Raw genomic sequence first — 19,968 nt, forward strand, 5'->3', positions numbered from 1 at the left:
CTCCAGCCGCGCGGGCAGGTCAGAGGCGGAAGCGACGCTCAAGCCCCGGACTCCGCGAGAAGTTTGCGCAGCGCTGCTTTTTGCACCTTGCCGGTCGGTGTTTGCGGTAGCGCCTCGAGAAATAGCACTTGCTTGGGAACCTTGTAGCCGGCGATCAACGTGCGGCAGTGCGCGATGATCGCGGCGTCGGTCAGTCCAGCGGCCGGATCGACAATCACTGCCGCCGTCACCCGCTCACCCCATTTCGCATCGGGCAGGCCGACGACGCCGCATTGGCGAATTCCGGGGAGCTTGCCGAGCGCGCCTTCGACCTCGGCCGAGTAGATATTCTCTCCGCCGCTGATGATCATGTCCTTGGCGCGATCGACGATGGTGAGAAATCCCGCCGCATCCATTCGTCCGAGATCGCCAGTGCGATACCAGCCGCTTCGCCAGACTTCGGCCGTTGCGCTGGGACGTCCCAGGTAGCGGGCAAACGCCATCGGACTGCGCGCCTCGACCTCGCCAACGGTGCCCGCTGGCACGACATGGCCGTCGGCATCGACAACACGTATCACACACAGCGGCAATGCGCGGCCGCACGAAGCCAGGATCGCCGCATCGTCGGTGAAATGGTCCTCGGGCCGCAGGATCGTGACAAAATTGGCCTCGGTTGTGCCATAGACCTGGATCAGGTCGCAGCCAATTTCGGCGCGCGCCCGCATCATCGTCGTCGCGCCGATCGGTGAACCGAAATAGATGATCGAGCGAAGCGCCGCGAATGCCTCGGGCGAGGCGCGGGGATGATCGAGCAGTAACTGGATCGCTGCCGGAACGATCGGCGCCATGCTCACCCGGTCGCGGTTGATGGCGTCGATGCACAGGTCGGGGTCGAACTGTGGCACCATGGTGATCGCCGTTCCGTTGAGCAGCGCGTATAGGCACAGCCAGCTGCCACCGAGGTGAAAATTGGGCATGGCCATCAACATGACGTCGCCTGCCTCCCAAGCCAGCGCGGGTTCGAGTGCGGTGCACAGGAAAGACCAGGCGAAATTGCCCTGCGTCGTGGCGACGCCCTTGGGCAGGCCGGTGGTGCCGGAGGTGAAGGAGACGAGACCGATTTCATCCGCATCGACGTCGCGGGTCACCGCGCCGGCATCTCCTGCGGCCAGCCAGTCACCATAGGCATCGTCTTCCGCACCGAACATAATGATCGGGAAATGGGTGGAGCAGCCATCGCGGACCTGTGCAAACACCGTCTCGAATTCGGCGGCGACCACGACCAGCGCGGGCTTGGCATTATCGACGATCTGGACCAGTTCGGCGGACGCGCAACGCCAGTTGAACGGCGCGAGCGCGCAGCCCGCCTTGCTTGCGCCGAACCAGAGCTCCCAGAACTCGATACTATTCTTGCCGAAATAGCCGACTAGCGCCCCTGGTCCTGCGCCAATTGCGATCAGCTGGCTGGCGATACGGTTGCTGCGCTCGTCTAACGACTCATAGCTGCGCCTACGGTCACCATCGATAAGCGCGATCGCGTCGGGCGTCTTGGTCGCCCAATAAGGTGCGATATCGGCGATACTGCGGATATTGTCGAACTGCCAGTTGGCGAGTTGGGAATCGGAAAGGCTGTGCTGGTTCATATCAGGCCACCGAGATGCCGCCGTTGATGCTGATCGCCTGGCCCGTGATGCGGCGTGCGGCCGGGCTGGCAAGGTAGAGCGCCATCGCCGCCAGGTCGCTTGCGTCGGCGACGCCCAGGTGCGCCATCGCAGCAGCCTTTTGGAACAGTTTGGCAGCAAAGGGACTGCTGTCGATGAGCGCCGCCCCGGGCGTGTCGGCGATCAGCGACGGCGTCAGCAGGTTAATGCGGATACCGCGGCGCTTTTCCTCAAGCGCGGCGGCGCGTGCAAACATCACGATGCACCCCATCGCCGCTCCCACGAGCGTTTCGCCTGGGGTGGCGGTCTTGGCGGCATCGGATGCGACGATAACCATCGCGCCGCCGCCGGCGGCGCGCATCGCCGGAAGCACGGCACTCATCATGTGGAGCGGCGGCCGGGTGATTTCATCGATCCGCGGCATGACCTCGTCGATGGGGATTTCGTGGAGCAATTCCGGGGGGTGGCTGGGGCCGGTGGTGCACATCAGGACGTCGATCTGCCCGAGAAGGACGCGCGCCTCGTTTTCCGCGCGCACGGCGTCTTGAGCGTCGGCCGCGTCGACGCGAACGAAGGCGATCGAACCGCCGGGTACACGCGCTAGCAGCTTGGCCACGGCCGCCGCGCCGCGGTCGTCGTTGCGACCGAGAACAACGACACGCGCCCCGGTTTCGGCAAATTGCGCGGCCGCCTCGAACCCGACACCCGCCGTGCCGCCCAAAATGGCGACCCCGCATTCACAAAGCGGCTTCTCCATCATGGCGCCTTGCTCGCGTTGCGATAAATGCCCGAGGTGCGCGCTACCGGCTCGCCATCGGCCGTGATGATCGCCTGCGTGAAGACCAGCGTTCGCGTGGCCTTAGGGCAGACGACCTCGGCCTCGACCCACACCCCCGGCCCGACCGGCGCGAGATACTCGACCGTCAGGCTGATTGTGGCACGATGCGCGTCATAGGCTTCGGGGCCGACTGCGCTGATCTGCATGTCTGCGAAGGTCGCCATCGCGCCCCCGTGGCAGCCGCCGACGGGGTTCAGATGCTGCGGCCCGACGCGGAAACCGATCTTGTGTTCGGCGAGATTGACATAGGCGGGGCCGAACGCGTCGTTGTACCCGCAGTCCAGAACAAGCGGTTCGAACCCTTCGGGCACATCCTTGCTCACAGCGCCGACGCATTCTTGCCGACGCGGCCGCGGTCCTGCTTGGCCAGGAATTCTTCCGATCGACGGACGAGTTCAGGATTGCCTCCGCACAGCGCATAGCCGAACAGGCATTCGACCTTCAGCTGTTCGTCGAGCGTCCGTCCGACAACTTCGAAAATCGTTTCCTTTGCCGACTCGACGGCGCGCCGGTCGTTGCGCAATATGCGGGCCGCCATATCCTCTGCTGCCGCCATCAACGCATCGTGCGGCACAACCTTCGAGACCATATTCGTCATCAACGCCCGCTGCGCGTCGATCGGTTCGCCGGTGAGCTCCATTTCGAGCGCGATGCCGACGCCGCAGGTATTGACCAGCCGGACGATGCCACCGTCGGCAGGATGCATGCCGCGGCGCAATTCGAAGGAGCCGAACTGCGCGCGCTCCGATGCAATGCGGATATCACACGCCATCGCCAGCTCGAGCCCGCCGCCGAGCACCCAGCCATTGCATGCGGCGATAATCGGCTTGTAGATGCGGTGAAGCCCGCGGGTGATGCCGCCGGCGAAACCGTCGTCGAGCTTGTCACGGCCGAGCGACGGACCGACCCCGTCCCACTCGGGAACATGCGTACGGAGATCGGCACCCGCGCAGAAGGCATCACCGGTACCGGTGAGGATCGCAATACGCAGATCCTCGTCATCGCGAAAGTCGATCCAGATCTCGCGCAGGCGATCATGCACATCGAGGTCGATGGCATTCTTCACCTCTGGCCGGTTGAGGGTGATATAGGCGATCGGCCCACGTTTATCGTACAGAACTTTCTCGGTCATGACTTGTCCTTGGCGGCGAGGATGGCGGGCGGTGCCGCGCGATGAAAGCCGTCATACGGCTGGCTCTTGTCGGATGGTGTAAGCGGTCCCCAGACGCGCCGCGCATTGGGCGCCCCTCCATCGACGCGGATCGTCGCGCCGGTGACGAAGGCGGCGGCGGGCGAAAGCAGAAAGACGATCGCGGCCGACACTTCGGCTTCGGACCCGAAGCGCTGCAGCGGAATTTCGCGCGCGATGTCATTCTGTATATAGGGGGTGTCGGCCGCGTCATAGGTGTCGAGGCCGCTCGAGGCGATTGCACCCGGCGCAACGCAATTCACCCGCACATTAGCAGCCGCCCACTCGCTCGCTGCGCTTTCGCTCAGGGTCAGCATGCCGCCGCGCGAAGCGCCCGAATGCGCATAATTCGGCCAGCCATTCTCGATATCGGCGATCATGTTGACGATCGCTCCACCATGTTCCTCCATCCACCGGACATAGACTTCGCGCATGACGATGAAGCCGCCAGTCAGATTGGTGCGCACCACGGCCTCGAAGCCGCGCGTCGTGATGTCCCGCAGCGGCGCGCGATATTGTCCGCCGGCATTGTTGAACAGCCCGTCGATTTTGCCATGCGCTGCCAGTACCGCATCGACCATCGCGATCACCTGTTCCTCGTCGCGAATGTCGCAGACATGCGTCGAGGCCTTGCCGCCATCGGAGACGATCTCGTCCTTTACCGTCTCCAGCTTCTCCAGCTTGCGCCCCACCAGCGCGACCGTGGCCCCGAGCGCCGCGAGCTCGTGCGCGGTGCAACGGCCGATTCCGCTGCCGCCGCCGGTGACGACCACGATCTGGCCAGCATAGAGGCCGGGGCGAAAGATCGATGCGTAGCTCATGCGGTCACCGCCTGACGCTTGGGGTCGGCGGCGCGCCCGACACGCGCGCGAGCGACAATAAGCTTCATGATCTGCGCGGTACCGTCACCGATCTCGAGTCCCATAACGTCGCGCATCCGCTGCTGGTGCGGCAGATCCATCGACCATCCATAATGTCCGAAGGTCAGCAAGCATTGGTGGATCACATCGAAGGCCGTGCGCGGTCCGAACCATTTGATCATCGCCGCCTCGACCGTGTGCGGCTGTCCTGCGTCGCGAAGCGCGAGGGCATGATAGGCCAGTTGGCGCGCCGCCGCGATCTGCGTTTCGCCCTCGACGATCGGAAAGGTTACTCCCTGGAACTGGGCGATTGGCCCGCCGAATGCCTCGCGTTCGGCCGAATACGCCCACGCCTCGTCGATCGAGGCCTGCGCTGCGCCGATGCATTGCAGCGCGATCAGCGCGCGGCTGAAATCGAAGCCCGCCATGACTTCGGTAAAGCCGCGCCCTTCGGCCCCCAACCGATGCGAAGCGGGAACGCGAACGCCGTCGAAGAAGACCGATCCTCGGCCTGAGGCATGGCTGCCAACGTCGCGGTATCGCGTCGTCGAGAGCCCCTCGGCCGTGGCAGGCACCAGGAAAGCCGTGACGCCGCTGGATCCCGTCCCGTCGCCAATGCGCGCGAAGACGACGTAAACGCTTGCCTGGCCGGCGAAGCTGGTCGACGCCTTCTCGCCGTCGAGTATATAATCGTCCCCGTCCTTGCGGGCACGAAGACGCAGAGCGGTGGCGTCCGACCCGGCATGGGGTTCGGTGATGGACAAGGCTAGCGTTGCCTCGCCGCGGCAGACCTTGGGCAGCCATTCATCCTTAACGGAATCTGTCCCGTTGCGAACGACAATTGTCCCGCAAAGCGACTGGACCACCGCCAGCGCCGAGACATTGAAGTCGCCATAGGCGAGTTCTTCTGCAATGATTCCCGCGGTCACAGCGCTTGCGCCCATGCCGCCATAGGCTTCCGGCAGGTCTATTCCGAGCAGGCCCATCTCGCCCATCTCGCGTACTAGGCCCGGCTCGAGCGCCGCATCAATTTCGCGCTGGAGATAGTTGGGCAACAGCCGCTCACGGGCAAAGCGTCGCGCCGCATCCTGTAGGGCCAGTTGGTCGTCCGTGAAAATCATGCTGTCTCGTCTCTCATGTGTCGCGTTGCGGTTCGAAGGCGTCGTTGTCGAAGGATATGACCGCTTTGCGGAGCAAAGCGGCCAGTTGCGCGAACTCGTCGGCATTCAGCCCGGCGAACGCGCGCTGCATCGGCGCGGCGAAGTCGCGAAGGCCCTTTTGCGTTCGCGCGCGTCCGCTGGACGTTATCCGGACGCTATGGCGCCGGGCATCGTTGGGGTCGCTGATCCGTTCGACCAGGGAATCGCGGGACAGCACGTCGACAATCTGGCTCATATGGGCACGGCTAGCCCCGATGAGCTCACTGAGCTTGGCTGGCGGTGCTTCACCATCCTGTTCGGCCATTAGCAGGCAGAGCACGTGGAACGAGCTTTCCGACAGGCCCATGTGGCGGAAAACCGGTTCGAAAAATTGCCCGAGACCGACCACGCAAATGCGTAGAAGCCGCACCATGATCGTTTCGTCCATAGGCAGGTCGGGCAATGCGGCAGCCATCGGTGCCACACTTTTGTCTACTGCCGCCAGCCGCTCCGCTCCACGCATTCCTTCTACCTTCCAATCATCTGGGGACCTTGCCGGGACACTGCGATGGGACGCCGCGTACCGGCTCCCCTTTTATCAGTAGGTGAAAGTACCGCGAAGGCCGATGATCCGGGGTTGCCCGGCAAAGCCAACGACCGTCGCGCCGAGGGCATTTACCGTGCGGCGGTAATCGGTGTTGAGCACATTGCTGGCATAAGCGGTCAGCCGGAAGTTGGAGGCGAAATCGACCGAGGCGCGCAAGTCGAGCAGGCCATAGCCTTCCTCCGCGGTGAGCGGAATTCCCGAGCCAAAGATGGGATTGCCTTCGCCGGGTTCGTGGAAGAAGTCGCTGAGCAGTGAATAGCTCGCCGCGAGCGTCACCTTGTTATCGCCGAACGGAATTCGCCACTCGCCGTTGACGCTGATGCTGTGCTTGGGCGCGCGAACAAGTGTCGTGCCATCGAACGTCAGATTCTGCCCGAGGTTGAAGACATAATTGTCATATTTCGCATCGAGATAACCGTAGTTGAAGCCAAAATCGAGATTATCCGATGGGTGCATCGAGACTTCGAGCTCGACCCCGTCGACCTTGCTGCCCGCCGCATTGGTAATCAGCGTCTGCGGCCCCGAAGCGGTGTCGATGATGCGCGATACCTGCAGATTGGCATAGTCATAATGGAAGGCCGAAAGATTGACGCGCAGACGGCGGTCGAGCCAGTCTGATTTCACGCCGATCTCATAAGTTTTGATGTCTTCGGGCGCAAAGACTGTTCCGGCTGCCGCGGCATTGAACGGTGCATATTGAAAGCCGCCCGATTTGAACCCCGTCGAGTAGCTGGCGTAAACGCTGAGGTCCGGCGAAATTTTGTAGCTGAGCACCGCGCGCGGGTCGAAACTCGTATATTTGCGCGCGACATTGACTGAGAAAGCCGCAGCGATGATCGGAAGCGCATCCGTGGTCGTGTCGACGAAAGCGATCCGTTTCTTGTCTTCCGTGTAGCGACCGCCCAGGGTCAGCTCGAGCGCGTCGGTGAAGTGAATGGTCGCCTGGCCGAAGATCGCGTAGCTCTTGATGTTATAGTCGGCCGAAACAGTGTCGGTTGCCGGGGTCGATGCGACCGGCGGTACTTGCGCGCCGGCGAATGCGACACGCGGCGCGCTGTCCACCCCTACCCGGAAGATGTCATCGCGCGAGCTCTTGTCCTTGTAGTAGAAAGCCCCGATGATCCAGTCGAGCTTGCCGTCGAAAGAGGTCGCGCCGTCGGGATTCGAGGTCAGGCGAAGCTCTTGTGTGTACTGGTTCGACCGTTCGATACCGATCTGGCTCAGCGTATCGAGCGAGGAGCCGTCGAGGTCGCGGCTGTCCCGTACTTTCAGCTTTTTATAGGCGCTGATCGAGGTGAGCGTCGCAAAGCCAAGATCGCCCTCGACCCGCGCGACACCGCTGTAGCTGTCGCGATCAAGCGTCGGGTCAAAGTTCAGGAAGCCGGCACGCAGGCTTTCGGGCCGGATCAGGTTGGGCAGACGCGCAGGGGACGCGAAGAAGACCGACCCGGGGTTGGCGGGAGCGCCTCCAGCCGTACGGCCGGTGCCCTGGTTGATGCCGCCGAACCCCGCCTTGTCGCCGTCATGAAGATATTCGCCGGTCAGGTCGATGCGCCAACCATCGGTGGGCTCGATCGCGAGCCGAATTCGCCCGCCCGTGTTGTCCACCCCCTGGAACTTGGTGCCCGTCGCGAGGTTGGTCACATAGCCATCGCGTTCGGTGTGCCAGCCGGCAACGCGGAACTGGATCGTCCCGTTGGACGTGATCGGGCCGCCTGCCGCGCCAAAGACTTCCCAGCCGTCGAAATTGCTGATCCCCGCCTCGGCGACGGCCTCGAAGGTCGCGGTCGGCGCCTTGGTGATGACATTGATCGCACCGCCGATCGTGTTGCGTCCGTAAAGCGTGCCTTGAGGGCCGCGCAGGACTTCGACGCGCTCGATATCCTTGAGCGATCCGAAGGAGCCGCTCGATCGGCCAAGATATACCTCGTCGGCGAAGACGCCGACCGAGCTCTCGGAACCCGGATCGAAGGAACGCGTGCCGATGCCGCGGATGTAAAGCTGCGGGCGCAACGCTCCGAAGCTCCCGAAATAGACGCTCGGGACGCGCGGCGCGATCGAATCGAGGCTTACCATGCCGGCGCTAGAGAGCTGGTCGCCGCCGAGCGCGGTGATCGCGATCGGGATGTCCTGGATGCGCTCCTCGCGCCGCTGCGCGGTGACGAGAATGTCTCCATAGGCGGGTGCGTCAGTTTCAGCGGCCGCCGGTGTTTCCGATGGAGCATCATCTTGCGCCACAGCCGGTTGCACGCCGACAAGAGTCGAAGCGCATGAAAGGAACAAACCCCACTTGCTAATCTTGTTCATAATCCGTCTCCCATAACCGGGTGTCTAACGTTACGGCTCATGCCGTAGCGTCGCGCCCTTTGGCTGCCAGAATATGTGCGCTTCTGGAGTGGCGATATTAGTGAACCACTTTATCTAATGTCAACGTGTTTCTTAAAGGGGTTAAAGACCTTGCTAAGGCATGGCGTTCCAAAGCGCCGGCGGCGGCCGAGGTCTGCCCTAGAAGGCGCCCTCGGCCGAGCTTGAGCCCGAAGCCGAACCGGTGGGGGGCGAGGAAGCCGGTGATGACGCGCCGAGCGAAGATGGAGCAGTCAAGCGCGTGGACGCGGCGCCCGCGACGTCCGACCAGGCTGTCGCCGAACCCGAAGAGGAAGAGACCGGGCTGAAGCCGCTGTCAGAGCGGCTGGTGTCCGATCTCACCGCATGGCGCACGCTCGCTCTTCAGGATGCGTTCGCGCAGAGCCCGGACACGGCCTATGTCGCCGTGCTCCATGCGTTCGTGCTGTCCCGCTTCTACGGGTACGCGGTGCCTCGAGCCTGGGTCCCGCTTGCGCACCGCCGCGGACAGGCGCCTGGCGCGCAATGCGCGCACGGCGTCGTTCGATCCCGATGACGGGATCGAACGGTGACGAAACCGCATATCAAACAGGTCTTCCGGCTCGATCCCGAACTTGTGAAACTGGTCGCCGAGCGGGCGCGCCAACGGCGGGTGACGCGCGCCGAGGTTGTCGAAGCCGCGTTGACCTCGCTGCTCACGTCCGATCATGGCGAGCGAATCGGGGCGGTCTTTACGCGGCGGCTTGACCGGATGTCGCGGCAGCTCGACCTGCTCGAATGGCATGGCGAGCTGACAGGCGAGGCGCTTGCGCTGTTCGTGCGCCATTGGCTTATCTACACGACGCCGCTGCCTGATGCAGCGTTGGCCGCCGCGCAGGCGACCGGCCGAAAACGATGGGAGGCATTCGTCGATTCCTTGAGCCGTCGCATGGAGGCAGGACCGAAGCTGTCCGATGAAGTGTCGCGCGACAGGGACAGTTGACCTGATGATGCATCGGTCGAGAGGCCGTACAATATTGGCAGGATGCGAGAATTGCCCTTCGTGGAGGCGCGGATGATCCCGCGGATCTTGGCAAACACTTTTGGCCTTGCGCGTATCCGCCTGTGCCGGATAGTATCCCATTTGTTACACTTCATCGCCTTTGGCTGCGGTGATCATCGCGCCGGAAGCGCGTACGGACAAGGCGCACCATGATGTCGGCTCACCGTGTATCTTCGCCGCCCTGGATGACCTCCGAACTGCAGATGTTCTCGGATATGGTCGACCGCTTCGTGACACGCGAATGCGTGCCGGAAATTCCAAGATGGCGCGCGGACCATGCCGTGCCGCGCGAGACTTGGCGCAAAGCCGGCGCCGCCGGACTGCTTATGGCCAGCGCGCCCACCGAATATGGCGGCGGCGGCGGCACGTTCGCGCATGAGGCGATCATCATCGACCGGTTCGGCGCGCACGGTGCTTCCGGCATGATCATCGGTGTGCAGAATATAGGGGTTGCTCCCTATATCGTCGAATTCGCGACCGAAGAGCAGAAGCGCCGCTGGATTCCGAAGATGGCGTCGGGCGAGATGATTGGCGCGATGGCGATGACCGAACCCGGCGCCGGCTCCGACCTGGCGGCAATTCGTACAACGGCGCGCCGCACGAACAATGGCTATGTCATCAACGGCCAGAAAATCTTCACCACACTCGGCAATATCGCCGATTTGCTGATGGTCGCGTGCAAGACCGACGCGGACGCAGGGCGCGAGGGCATATCGCTGTTCATGGTGGAAACCGCGGAATTAAAGGGGTTCAGCCGCGGAAAGCCGCTCGAGACCATCGGCGTCACCCCTTACGGAACATGCGAACTCTTTTTCGATCAGGTCGAGGTTCCGGATAGCTGCCTGCTCGGCGAGCGCGAAGGCGAGGGGTTTCGCCAGATGACGCACAATCTGGTGCCCGAACGCATGATCAGCACCCTGGAAGCGGTCGCCCTGATCGATCGGGCGCTGCGCGAAACCATCGCATATGTGAAGGGTCGCGAGGTGTTCGGCCGGCCGATCCTGGCGTTCCAGAACAGCGCCTTCGTGCTTGCCGAGTGCAAGACGGAGGCGGTGCTGGCGCGGTTGATGGCCGATCACTGCATCGCGATGCAACTCGACGGAGCCTTGGATTCGGTGACCGCCGCGATGGCCAAGCTCTGGATCACGGAGACGGAGGGCCGGATCGTCGATCGCTGCCTCCAGTTGTACGGCGGCTATGGTTATATCAACGATTATCCCATCGCCCAGATGTTCAAGGACGCGCGCGTGTCGCGCATCGGCGGCGGAACCAGCGAAATCATGAAATTGATCATCGCACGCTCGCTCTGAAAGACAGGTTTGGCGTCGAAGGCCGTTGCAATCACCTCTTGAATAGTGCACTAATATCGAAAGATGCCGACCAACGGTCTCGGGAGAGAGTTATGCGCAAGGAAGACATGGTCATTTTCAGCGTCGACGATCATATCGTCGAGGCGCCCCATATTTTCGATCAGCATCTGCCGCTGATCTACAAGGATCGCGCGCCCAAATGCCGGGAAACCGACAATGGCGAATTCAACTGGGAGTTCGAGGGCAAGTTCACGATCAACTTCGCGCTCAACGCCGTCGCCGGTCGGCCCAAGGAAGAGCTCGGGTTCGAGCCGAACAGCTTCGACCATATCCGCAAGGGTTGTTACGATCCCGTGGCGCGGATCGACGACATGAACGTCAACGGCATTTTCGCCGGCGTCAACTTTCCGACCTTCCCGGGCTTCGCGCTCGAGCTATTCCAGGTCCATAAGGACCGCAAGCTCGCGCTCGCGCTGATCCAGGCTTATAACGACTGGCATATCGACGAATGGTGCGCGACCGCACCCGATCGCTTTATCCCGATCGTCGGCCTGCCGCTGTTCGATGTCGACGAAGCGGTCAAGGAACTGAAGCGCGGCATCGCCAAGGGCGCGCGGACCGCGACCTTTCCGACCCTGCCCCAGCAACTGGGCTTCCCGACGATTCACGACCCCTATTGGGCGCCGCTCTGGAAGGTGGCCAACGACGAAGGCTTCCCGCTGTCGATTCACGTCAGCGCCCTGTCGGGTACGGGGTCCGAACATATCAGCGCCGACTCTCCGGTCGCGTCATTCTTGAACAAGTGCCACATGTCGGCGATGGCGGCCTTTTCGGAATGGCTCTGGTCCGATCCGATCCAGGACTATCCCGACCTCAAGATCATCCTTTCCGAAGGCGGTATCGGCTGGCTGCCCTATTTTCTCGAACGCGCCGAGCAGGTCGAGCATAACCACGGCCCTTGGATGGGGCACGTCTGGAAGGACGGCAAACGCCCGACCGATGTCTATCGCGAGCATTTCATCTCCAGCTTCATCCAGGACGAGCGCGGCGTCGAGATGCGCCATCAGATCGGGATCGACACGATCACGTTCGAAAACGACTATCCCCATGCCGACATCACTTGGCCCAACACGCCCGAGCAGCTCTGGTCCGGCGAGTTCAAGGACGGCGCGATCGGTCAGGAAGATATCGACAAGATCACCTTCCGCAATGCGGCGCGCGAATATCGCTGGGATGCGGTCGAGCGCCTCGGCCGCGAAAACTGCAACGTCGCCATGCTTCGTGAACTGGGGAAATCGGTCGATCTCACGCCGATCACCGGTGGCGGGGTACCGCCGCGCGATCATGACGGGGTCGTCCGCGCGAGCGACATCATGAAGCTGTTCCCCAAGAACCTCATGGATCCGCTGGAAGACGAGCGGTCGTCTGCTGCCTGAGGGGCATGTTTCGCCAATGCCGATGAGGATAGCAGAATGAATGGACCCCTTGCCGGGCTCCGGGTGCTCGATTGCTCGCTCGGGCTGGCCGGGCCCCAGGCGAGCGGACTGCTCGCCGATTATGGCGCCGACGTCATATGGGCCGAACCGCCCGGCGGCGATCCGGCGCGCGCGCGGCACCCGGCCGCCGCGTCGGTCTTCAACCGCAACAAGCGAAGCGTGACTCTCGATATCGGCGGGTCGGCCGCCGATCGCGCGCGGCTGCTGCGCCTCGCTGCGCGTGCCGACATCATGATCGACAGCTTCGGTCCCGGTGAAGCGGAGGCTTTGGGCCTGGGGTTCGCCCAATTGCATCAGGACCATCCTCACCTGATCCGCTGTTCGATCACTGCGGCGGGCGAAGATCCGCGGTATCGGGATCTCGCGCCTAGCGAAGCGCTGATCCACGCGCTTTGCGCGACCATGGCGCTTCAGCCAGGTCATCGCGACGGGCCCATTTTCCAGGCAATCCCGTTCGCCAGCCTCGGCGCGGCTCAACTTGCCGTCATCGGGGCGCTCGCGGCGCTGTTTCGGCGGCTCGACGATGGCGTCGGCCGCCATGTCCAGACCTCGCTGCTCGACGGCGCCCTGTCTTTTCACTCGATGTTCTGGGGCGAAAAGGATGTAGTGGACCCGGCAGCCGCGACGATCGACACCGCCGCGACGCGGGGGGCGAGCAGGACGCGCATGATCACGCGCTCGTTTCTGTGTGGCGACGGCGAATATATCGGGATCCACACCGCGGCGGTCGGGGCCTTCGGTAGGTTGATGGCGGTTCTGGGCCTCGACGATCGCATCGCCGCGACCGCCGGCGGCGGCGACGTCGGCACGCCGCTGACGCCCGACGAGGCCAGCTATATCGAGGACAATATTCACAATATATTCGCTTCGTACCCCCGCTCCTATTGGGTCCAGCGGCTTATGGAAGCCGATGTCTGTGCGATCGAGCATCTGCAGCCGACGCGGGTCTTCGACGAGCCGCAAGTCCGGAACAACCGCATGACAGTGCAGGTCGACGATCCCGTGCTCGGAAGCGTCGAGCAGGTTGCGCCCGCGATCCGCTTCGGCGGCGAGGCGGCCCCGGGGGCGCCGGCGCCGGCGCCCCGTTCGGGCGAACACACGCAAGCGCTGCTTGCGGCACTCGACGAGCCCGAAATCATCTCGCCTTGGCGTCGGGAAGCCAGCTTTGAGATTGATCGTCGCCCGTTGCTCGATGGCGTGCGCATTCTCGATCTCGGGGCATTTTATGCCGGGCCCTATTCGTCGCGCCTGCTTGCCGATCTCGGTGCCGACGTCATCAAGGTGGAGACAACGGCCGGCGATCAATTGCGCGGGATCGAACGGCCCTTCTTTTCGGCGCAAGCGGGTAAGCGCTCGCTTTCCGCCAACCTCAAGGATCCGCGAATGGCGCCTGCCATCGGCGGCCTTATCCGCTGGGCCGACGCCATTCATCACAATATGCGTCCGGGCGCCGCCGAACGCTTGGGCCTGGGTATCGATCAAGTTCGTGCGGTCAATCCGCAAGCCCTTTATCTGTACGCACCGGGCTGGGGATCCAGCGGCCCGCATCGCCTGCGTCAAAGCTTCGCGCCAATGCTCTCCGGCTATGTGGGCGCCTCGCTGGAAGTCGCGGGCCAATATAACGAGCCGATGCCGTCGCTCGGCAACGAGGATCCGGGGAACGGCCTCCTCGGCGCGGTCGCGTTGCTGATCGGGCTGATCGAGCGCAAACGAACAGGACGCGTGCTGTCGTCCGAGAATCCCCAGCTCAACGCGGCGATGGGGCTGATGGCGCACGTCGTTCGCGGACCCGACGGCGAACCGGTCGGCGCAGGGCGGCTCGACGTTCTCCAGATGGGAACCGATGCGCTGGAGAGTTTGTACGAGACCGCCGATGGCTGGATTTGCGTGGCTGCTTCCGAGGATCGTCACGTCATCGCTCTTGAGAGGCTCCTCGATATGGCGATCCTGACCGATCCGATGTTCGCGACCTTCGAAGCACGGCTGGCAAACCGCGATGCCCTTGCCGACCGGCTCCGGGCTGCATTCGAGCGGCGGACAACCGCCGAGTGTCTTGCATCGTCGTCAGACTTCATGGCCCAGCCGGTCGGCGCAGATTTCGTGACCGCTTTTCTCAACGATCCGGCCGAGCGCGTGGCCGGGCGCGTCGCCGAGGTCGAAGACCCTAAAAAGGGTAAGGTCCGCGAGATTGCCCATTTGCTGTGCATCAGCGACGCGGAGCGTGCCCCCCATCGGCTCGCGCCGGCCTTGGGAGAGCATAGCGACGCGATCCTGTTGTCGCTCGGCTATGCGAAACAGGACATTGAAACGCTGCGGCGCGAGGGCGTTGTCCGATGAGGACACCGTCCATCAAATGACAATAGAGGGGATTCGACGATGGACATAAAGCCGGGATCGCGTTGGTCGAGCGGCGTTTGCGATGGCGAGTTTGTCATCGTGCGCCCGCCCTCGGCCGCCGGCGAACTGCGTTGCGGCGGGGAAGCGGTGGTGCCGCACGGTACGCCTCGTGAACCAGGCGGCAGTCCGGGGGACGATTGGCAGCAGGGCACGCTAACCGCGAAGCGCTATGCCGATCTTGAGAGCGGTCTGGAACTGCTGTGCAGCCGGGGCGGGGCGGGGGGGCTTTCTTTCGATGGCCGGCCGATGGCGCTTAAGGAGGCCAAGAAACTTCCGTCTTCCGACTGATCCCGGCCGGGATCGTTTCCGAATTTGCATATCATCACGGCACGGCGGTTCGTTTGCGCTTGTCGGCATCATTGGCTGCCCGGATCGCCTCGCGGGCCGAGACCCATTGCTCGTCGGTCCAGCTGGCCAGCCGTTGTTCGCGCCCGCCCGACAGATAGGAGCCGCCGTCGATCGCGATCGTCTCGCCGTTGATGAACGATGCACCCGGCGCCATCAGCAAAATCGCCAGATTGCACAGTTCGTGCATTTCGCCGACACGCGCCATCGGGTTGAACTTCGGCGTGACGTCGGCTGGCGCATCGGTTCCGGCCGGATAAAGACGCTCGGTCATCCCTTCGGTCGGGAAGGTCCCGGGGCAGATCGCATTGGCGCGAATGCCATAGCGCGCCCATTCGACCGCCAGCGACTGGGTCATGACGTTGAGCCCCGCCTTCGACATCGCCGAGGGCACGGTGAACGGTCCGCCGTTCCAGACCCAGGTGGTCAGGATCGAAAGGATGTTGCCGCCGCGGCCTTCCTCGATCCAGCGCTTGCCGATATCGAGCGTCATGGCGAAAGTGCCGCGGAATACGATGTTCGCGATGGCGTCGAATCCTCCCATCGACAGATCCTCGGTCCGCGACAGGAAATTCCCCGCCGCATTGTTGACGAGGCCGGTCAGTGGCCCTTCCGCCCAGATTTGATCGAGCATCGCGCCGATCGCGTCGGGGGAGCGGATATCGCAGGCGTAAGATACAATGGTCCCGCCGCAGGCCTCGCGCATGGCGTGCGCCGCTGCCTCGACGACGGCACCGCGCCGGCCGCAGATGATGACTTCGGCGCCGCAGCGCAAAAACGCTTCCGCCATGCCCCGACCGAGACCGGATCCCCCGCCGGTGACGAGAATCCGTTCGCCCTTCATCACGTCGCTGCGAAACATCAGCTGGCTGGCGTCCACGTCTTTTCTCCCACTTTGATCATCGTTCCAATATCGGGGCTTTACATTTGAATAGAATACTATTCAAGGTGGCGAGACGAGGCACCGGGTTTGGAGAGGTTCGGATGTTCGGATTGCTGAAGGGCGTTCGCGTACTGGAATCGGCCGTGCTGCTGAACGGCGGCAATGTCGGGATGCTCCTCGGCGATCTGGGCGCCGACGTGATCAAGCTGGAGTCGGTCGGGCGGGGCGATTACCTGCGCGACATGCTCGGCCAGCTCGCTCCGCATTGGAGCCCGGCGCATCTGCAACTGAACAAGAACAAGCGTAGCCTGGCCCTCGATCTCCGCTCGGACGAGGGGCGGGCGCTCTTCTTTCGCCTCCTGCAGACCGTCGATATTTTTGTCGATGGTTTCGCCGGCGACGCCTCCGATCGTCTCGGTATCGGATATGCGGCGCAAAAGGCGGTCAAGCCGGATATCATCTATGTCCAATATTCGGGCTATGGCTCGGAAGGGCCTTATGCCGCGATACCAACCCACGGAAAGCAGATGAATGCTCTCGTTGGCGGGATGCCGGCCGAGCGGGATGGCTCGGGACAATTGCATGTCGTCCGGGGCCGCCAGATCATGGGCGGAACCGAGGATGCGGGCTCCGGGCCGGCGCAGGGCGCCCCCTTCGCCGTCATGGCGGCGCTGGCCGCGCTGACGCGGCGCGATCGCACCGGGGAGGGCGCATTTATCGACGTCGCGGCGTCCGATGGCGTGCTCGCTGCATCATGGATCGGTGCGGTCTATGAGCTGAATGCCGCGCGTATCCGCGACCGCACCGGCTTGTGGGAGGGCGCGACGCCCGAAGGCGCCGGCTCCGCCAAATATCAGCTCTACGAGACGGCCGACGGCAAGCACCTGCTGTTCTGCGCGATCGAGCCGAAGTTCTGGCGCAATTTCTGTGACGCGATCGACCGCCCCGATCTGTTCGACGGACCGGGCGCCGGGCCGGTCGACTTTGCCGGGGCCGATGGATTGCGCGAAAAGCTTGCCGGTATTTTCAAGAGCCGGACACAGGCCGAATGGGTGAAGCTCGCCGCCGACCGCAACATTCCCATGGGACCATCGCACGTTTTTTCGGATCTGTCGGAAGACCCGCACCTGGCACAGCGCGGGATCATGATTGACGCCAGCCACCCCGCCGCGGGCCCCTTCACCTACATCGGCTATCCCGCCATCATAGATGGCGCGCGCTACGGCGAACCGCGGCCGGCGCCGGCCTTGGGCGAGCATTCGGCCTCGCTTCTCGAAGAAATCGGAGTGGATTCTGCTGATCTGGAGGGTCTCCAAACACGTGGAATCATTGGCTGACGCGTAGGGCGGGACCATCGAAATCATGCGTTGAAATTTTTAATGGTGCACTATTGAGGAAATTTGGTAGACTGTTCGAGCGTTGTGGCCCGGCCACGATCCAGACTCCGACATAATTGGGGCGGATTCGCATTGGGAGAAAAGTGATGCTGAAATACGAGGCGAATCCGGCCATTCGTGGGTCGGTCAGTATGATTGCATTTGTTGCGGCGTTCGGGGGCATGGTCGGTGCGGCCGCTGCGCAGGAGCCCGTTCCCGCCGTGGCCGATGAAAGCGCGTCGGCCCGCGACGGCGATATCATCGTCACAGCGCGCAAGCGGGCGGAAACCTCGCTCGATGTTCCCGTCGCGATTTCAGCGATCGGCAGCGAAGAACTCAGCCGCCGGCAGATCGTCGATCTTGAATCGATTGCGCGCGTCGTTCCCAATCTCTTCATCGGCCCCTCGTCGGGCGGCCCGATGGGCAGCATCATCGCGCTGCGCGGAATCGGGGCCGGCGAAACGAACACGCTAGGCGACCAGGCCGTCGCCTTCAGCATCGATGGCGTCCAGATCGCCCGCTCGTCGCCGAAGCGGCTTGGTTCGTTCGACATGGCGCAGGTCGAGGTGCTGCGCGGCCCGCAGGCGTTGTTCTTCGGCAAGAACAGCCCCGGCGGCGTCGTGGTGATCCGCTCGGCTGATCCCGGCGACCGGCTCGAGGCCGGTTTTAATGTCGGATACGAGTTTGAAGCCGAACAGGTTCGCAGCGAGGCCTTTTTGTCGGCGCCGATCGGCGAAACTTTGGGTGTGCGTCTTGCGGTGCTTTATTCGGACATGGAAGGCTGGGTCGACAATGTCGCTCCCGCGGTTCCCGGATATGGCGCGCGCGAACGCAAGCTGCCCAGCGAGAATGAGATCGGCGCGCGGCTGACGCTCAAGTTCGAGCCCTCGGACAGCTTCGATGCACGGCTGAAACTCACCTACGGGCGGGTCCGCAACGCCGGTATCGCTGCCAACACCCAGCGCGTCGCATGCCCGTTCGGAGCAGCGCAGCTCGGCATCGGCACCAATGACGATTGCACCGCAAACGACACGATCGTCCGCGCCGACATCGGCACCAATTTCGGGGTGCTCAATCCGATTTATCGCGATGGCGTGCCGTATCTCGACCAGAAGCAATATCTCGCGGGTCTGGAGATGAACTTCCGGCCAAGCGACAGTCTGACGCTCACGTCGCAGAGCAGCTACTTCGGTACCGATCTCAATTTCTTTGATAATTTCAATGCCAACTCGGCGGACAGCCCGGCGGCGCTTGCTAGGTTGCTCGTTGCGGCGGGCGATGTCGAACTCGATGAATATAGCCAGGAGTTGCGGCTCGCCAGCGACTTCGACGGGCCGCTGAACTTCATGGTCGGCGGCTTTTATCAGGACACGAAGATCAGCTATCTGTCGGTCCTCGCGCGCAACGGCCTTGCCCCGACCTATTCGGGACTTGGTGATCCGACGATCGCGCAGCAGGACGGCAAGGCTTGGTCAGCCTTCGGTCAGGTCACGTTCGAACCTGTGCCGACGCTCGAACTCTCCGCCGGTGGCCGCTATTCGCACGAAGAGAAGCAGTTCCGCCCGGTCTTCGCGCTGACCGGACAACCGGTGAATCCGGCGCTTCCCGGCGGGACGGTCGTACCCGACGGCGAGTGGAGCGACTTCTCTCCTGAAGCGACGATCACTTGGAAGCCGACCGACGATCTGTCAGTCTATGCCGCATATAAACAGGGTTTTCTCTCCGGCGGCTTCAACGGCGGATCGGGCAATCTTGCGCTTGACCGCTCCTATGATCAGCAAACAGTCGAAGGCTTTGAAGCCGGCGTGAAGGCGCTTCTGTTCGACCGGCGCCTGCGGATCAACTTCGCGGCATACCGCTATGACATCAAGGGTCAGCAGGTTTCGTCGGTCGATTCGGCGCTTGCGCAGACGAACATCACCAACGCTGCCTCTTCTAAGTCCGAGGGCCTGGAGCTCGACGCCCAATGGCAGCTCACCGATGCCTTCTCGCTCCGCGGCGCCGCCTCCTATAACCGGGCCCGTTATGACAGTTACGCCAATGCGCCCTGCTTTGCCGGTCAGACGCCGGCACAGGGATGTGTCCTTGTCGGGACATCGGCGTTGCAGGACCTCTCCGGCCGCGTGCTGGCGCGGGCGCCCGAATGGACCGCCGGGGTCGGCACGACTTACGAGCTTCCGGTCGGGGTGGACGACAAGATCTTCCTGTCGGCGGACGCCAATTACACCGATGGCTATTTCACCGACACGACATTGGGGCCTGGGACAATCCAGGACAGCTATTGGCTGGTCGATGCCTCGATCGGTTATCGCACGAACTCGGGGCTTGAACTCGCGCTCATCGGTCGCAATCTGACCAACGAATATTATTTCCAGCGGACCACAGACGCTCCCTTCACGGGGTCCGGAACGGGCACGGCAGCGGGCGTCCGGGCCGATACACTCGGCTATGTCGGGCGCGGACGCGAGCTCTCGCTGCGCCTCAGCTATCGGTTTCGGTAGCT

17 protein-coding genes and 1 pseudogene are annotated in these 19,968 nt (G+C 63.1%); 8 read left to right on the top strand and 10 right to left on the bottom strand.

The genetic code is table 11. The features are described 5' to 3' along the window. Positions 1 to 38 precede the first annotated feature (38 nt). The 9 genes and pseudogenes from ACTIFP_RS16495 to ACTIFP_RS16535 form a co-directional block, all read right to left on the bottom strand. Positions 39 to 1,694 carry an AMP-binding protein gene (locus tag ACTIFP_RS16495; protein WP_439569783.1) on the bottom strand — a complete coding sequence of 552 codons (1,656 nt, stop codon included), beginning with the start codon at positions 1,692 to 1,694 and terminating at the stop codon, positions 39 to 41. After that, the gene (locus ACTIFP_RS16500) at positions 1,624 to 2,400 is read right to left on the bottom strand and encodes an SDR family NAD(P)-dependent oxidoreductase (protein ID WP_439569784.1); all 777 of its coding nucleotides are present in this window, start codon (positions 2,398 to 2,400) and stop codon (positions 1,624 to 1,626) included. Before ACTIFP_RS16500 ends, ACTIFP_RS16495 begins: the two co-directional genes overlap by 71 nt. Further along, positions 2,397 to 2,801, bottom strand: coding sequence for a PaaI family thioesterase (locus ACTIFP_RS16505; RefSeq protein WP_439569785.1), 405 nt, complete (start codon positions 2,799 to 2,801; stop codon positions 2,397 to 2,399). Before ACTIFP_RS16505 ends, ACTIFP_RS16500 begins: the two co-directional genes overlap by 4 nt. Then, positions 2,798 to 3,610 (bottom strand): enoyl-CoA hydratase/isomerase family protein, encoded by an 813-nt coding sequence (locus tag ACTIFP_RS16510; RefSeq protein WP_439569786.1) that lies wholly within the window; start codon positions 3,608 to 3,610, stop codon positions 2,798 to 2,800. Before ACTIFP_RS16510 ends, ACTIFP_RS16505 begins: the two co-directional genes overlap by 4 nt. Next, entirely contained in the window at positions 3,607 to 4,488 is an 882-nt protein-coding gene (locus ACTIFP_RS16515) for an SDR family oxidoreductase (RefSeq protein WP_439569787.1), read from the bottom strand. The genes ACTIFP_RS16510 and ACTIFP_RS16515 overlap by 4 nt, the downstream gene beginning before the upstream one ends. Beyond that, a complete protein-coding gene (locus ACTIFP_RS16520; RefSeq protein WP_439569816.1) occupies positions 4,485 to 4,988 on the bottom strand; it encodes an acyl-CoA dehydrogenase family protein in 504 nt (167 codons plus the stop codon). Before ACTIFP_RS16520 ends, ACTIFP_RS16515 begins: the two co-directional genes overlap by 4 nt. A gap of 81 nt (positions 4,989 to 5,069) precedes the next feature. Then, positions 5,070 to 5,753 (bottom strand): annotated as a pseudogene (locus ACTIFP_RS16525) (acyl-CoA dehydrogenase family protein); the annotation flags it as partial. Next, positions 5,662 to 6,141, bottom strand: a complete 480-nt coding sequence (locus ACTIFP_RS16530) for a MarR family winged helix-turn-helix transcriptional regulator (RefSeq protein ID WP_439569788.1) — start codon at positions 6,139 to 6,141, stop codon at positions 5,662 to 5,664. The gene ACTIFP_RS16530 and the pseudogene ACTIFP_RS16525, both read right to left, overlap by 92 nt. Before the next feature lie 123 nt (positions 6,142 to 6,264). Further along, complete coding sequence (locus ACTIFP_RS16535) at positions 6,265 to 8,511, bottom strand: TonB-dependent receptor (RefSeq protein WP_439569789.1); 2,247 nt, start codon at positions 8,509 to 8,511, stop codon at positions 6,265 to 6,267. 367 nt (positions 8,512 to 8,878) lie between these two features. Here ACTIFP_RS16535 and ACTIFP_RS16540 point away from each other — a divergent pair, with 367 nt between their 5' ends. From ACTIFP_RS16540 to ACTIFP_RS16565, 6 genes are all read left to right on the top strand, one after another. Further along, entirely contained in the window at positions 8,879 to 9,172 is a 294-nt protein-coding gene (locus ACTIFP_RS16540) for a hypothetical protein (protein WP_439569790.1), read from the top strand. Positions 9,173 to 9,184: 12 nt separating this feature from the next. Next, a complete protein-coding gene (locus tag ACTIFP_RS16545; RefSeq protein WP_439569791.1) occupies positions 9,185 to 9,598 on the top strand; it encodes a ribbon-helix-helix protein, CopG family in 414 nt (137 codons plus the stop codon). 245 nt (positions 9,599 to 9,843) lie between these two features. Continuing rightward, complete coding sequence (locus ACTIFP_RS16550; protein WP_439569792.1) at positions 9,844 to 10,968, top strand: acyl-CoA dehydrogenase family protein; 1,125 nt, start codon at positions 9,844 to 9,846, stop codon at positions 10,966 to 10,968. 92 nt (positions 10,969 to 11,060) lie between these two features. After that, the gene (locus tag ACTIFP_RS16555; RefSeq protein WP_439569793.1) at positions 11,061 to 12,404 is read left to right on the top strand and encodes an amidohydrolase family protein; all 1,344 of its coding nucleotides are present in this window, start codon (positions 11,061 to 11,063) and stop codon (positions 12,402 to 12,404) included. A 36-nt stretch (positions 12,405 to 12,440) separates the two neighbouring features. Further along, positions 12,441 to 14,801, top strand: coding sequence for a CoA transferase (locus ACTIFP_RS16560; protein WP_439569794.1), 2,361 nt, complete (start codon positions 12,441 to 12,443; stop codon positions 14,799 to 14,801). Between the two features lie 39 nt (positions 14,802 to 14,840). Then, entirely contained in the window at positions 14,841 to 15,149 is a 309-nt protein-coding gene (locus ACTIFP_RS16565) for a hypothetical protein (protein ID WP_439569795.1), read from the top strand. A gap of 34 nt (positions 15,150 to 15,183) precedes the next feature. Here ACTIFP_RS16565 and ACTIFP_RS16570 read toward each other — a convergent pair whose 3' ends face one another. Next, positions 15,184 to 16,086, bottom strand: coding sequence for an SDR family oxidoreductase (locus ACTIFP_RS16570; protein ID WP_439569796.1), 903 nt, complete (start codon positions 16,084 to 16,086; stop codon positions 15,184 to 15,186). Positions 16,087 to 16,190: 104 nt separating this feature from the next. Between ACTIFP_RS16570 and ACTIFP_RS16575 the strand changes: the two genes are divergently transcribed. Continuing rightward, positions 16,191 to 17,426, top strand: a complete 1,236-nt coding sequence (locus ACTIFP_RS16575; RefSeq protein ID WP_439569797.1) for a CaiB/BaiF CoA transferase family protein — start codon at positions 16,191 to 16,193, stop codon at positions 17,424 to 17,426. A 191-nt stretch (positions 17,427 to 17,617) separates the two neighbouring features. Further along, the gene (locus ACTIFP_RS16580; protein WP_439569798.1) at positions 17,618 to 19,966 is read left to right on the top strand and encodes a TonB-dependent receptor; all 2,349 of its coding nucleotides are present in this window, start codon (positions 17,618 to 17,620) and stop codon (positions 19,964 to 19,966) included. Positions 19,967 to 19,968 lie beyond the last annotated feature (2 nt).

Origin of the sequence: Sphingopyxis sp., from assembly GCF_051861155.1 — a bacterium.
Lineage (GTDB): Bacteria > Pseudomonadota > Alphaproteobacteria > Sphingomonadales > Sphingomonadaceae > Sphingopyxis.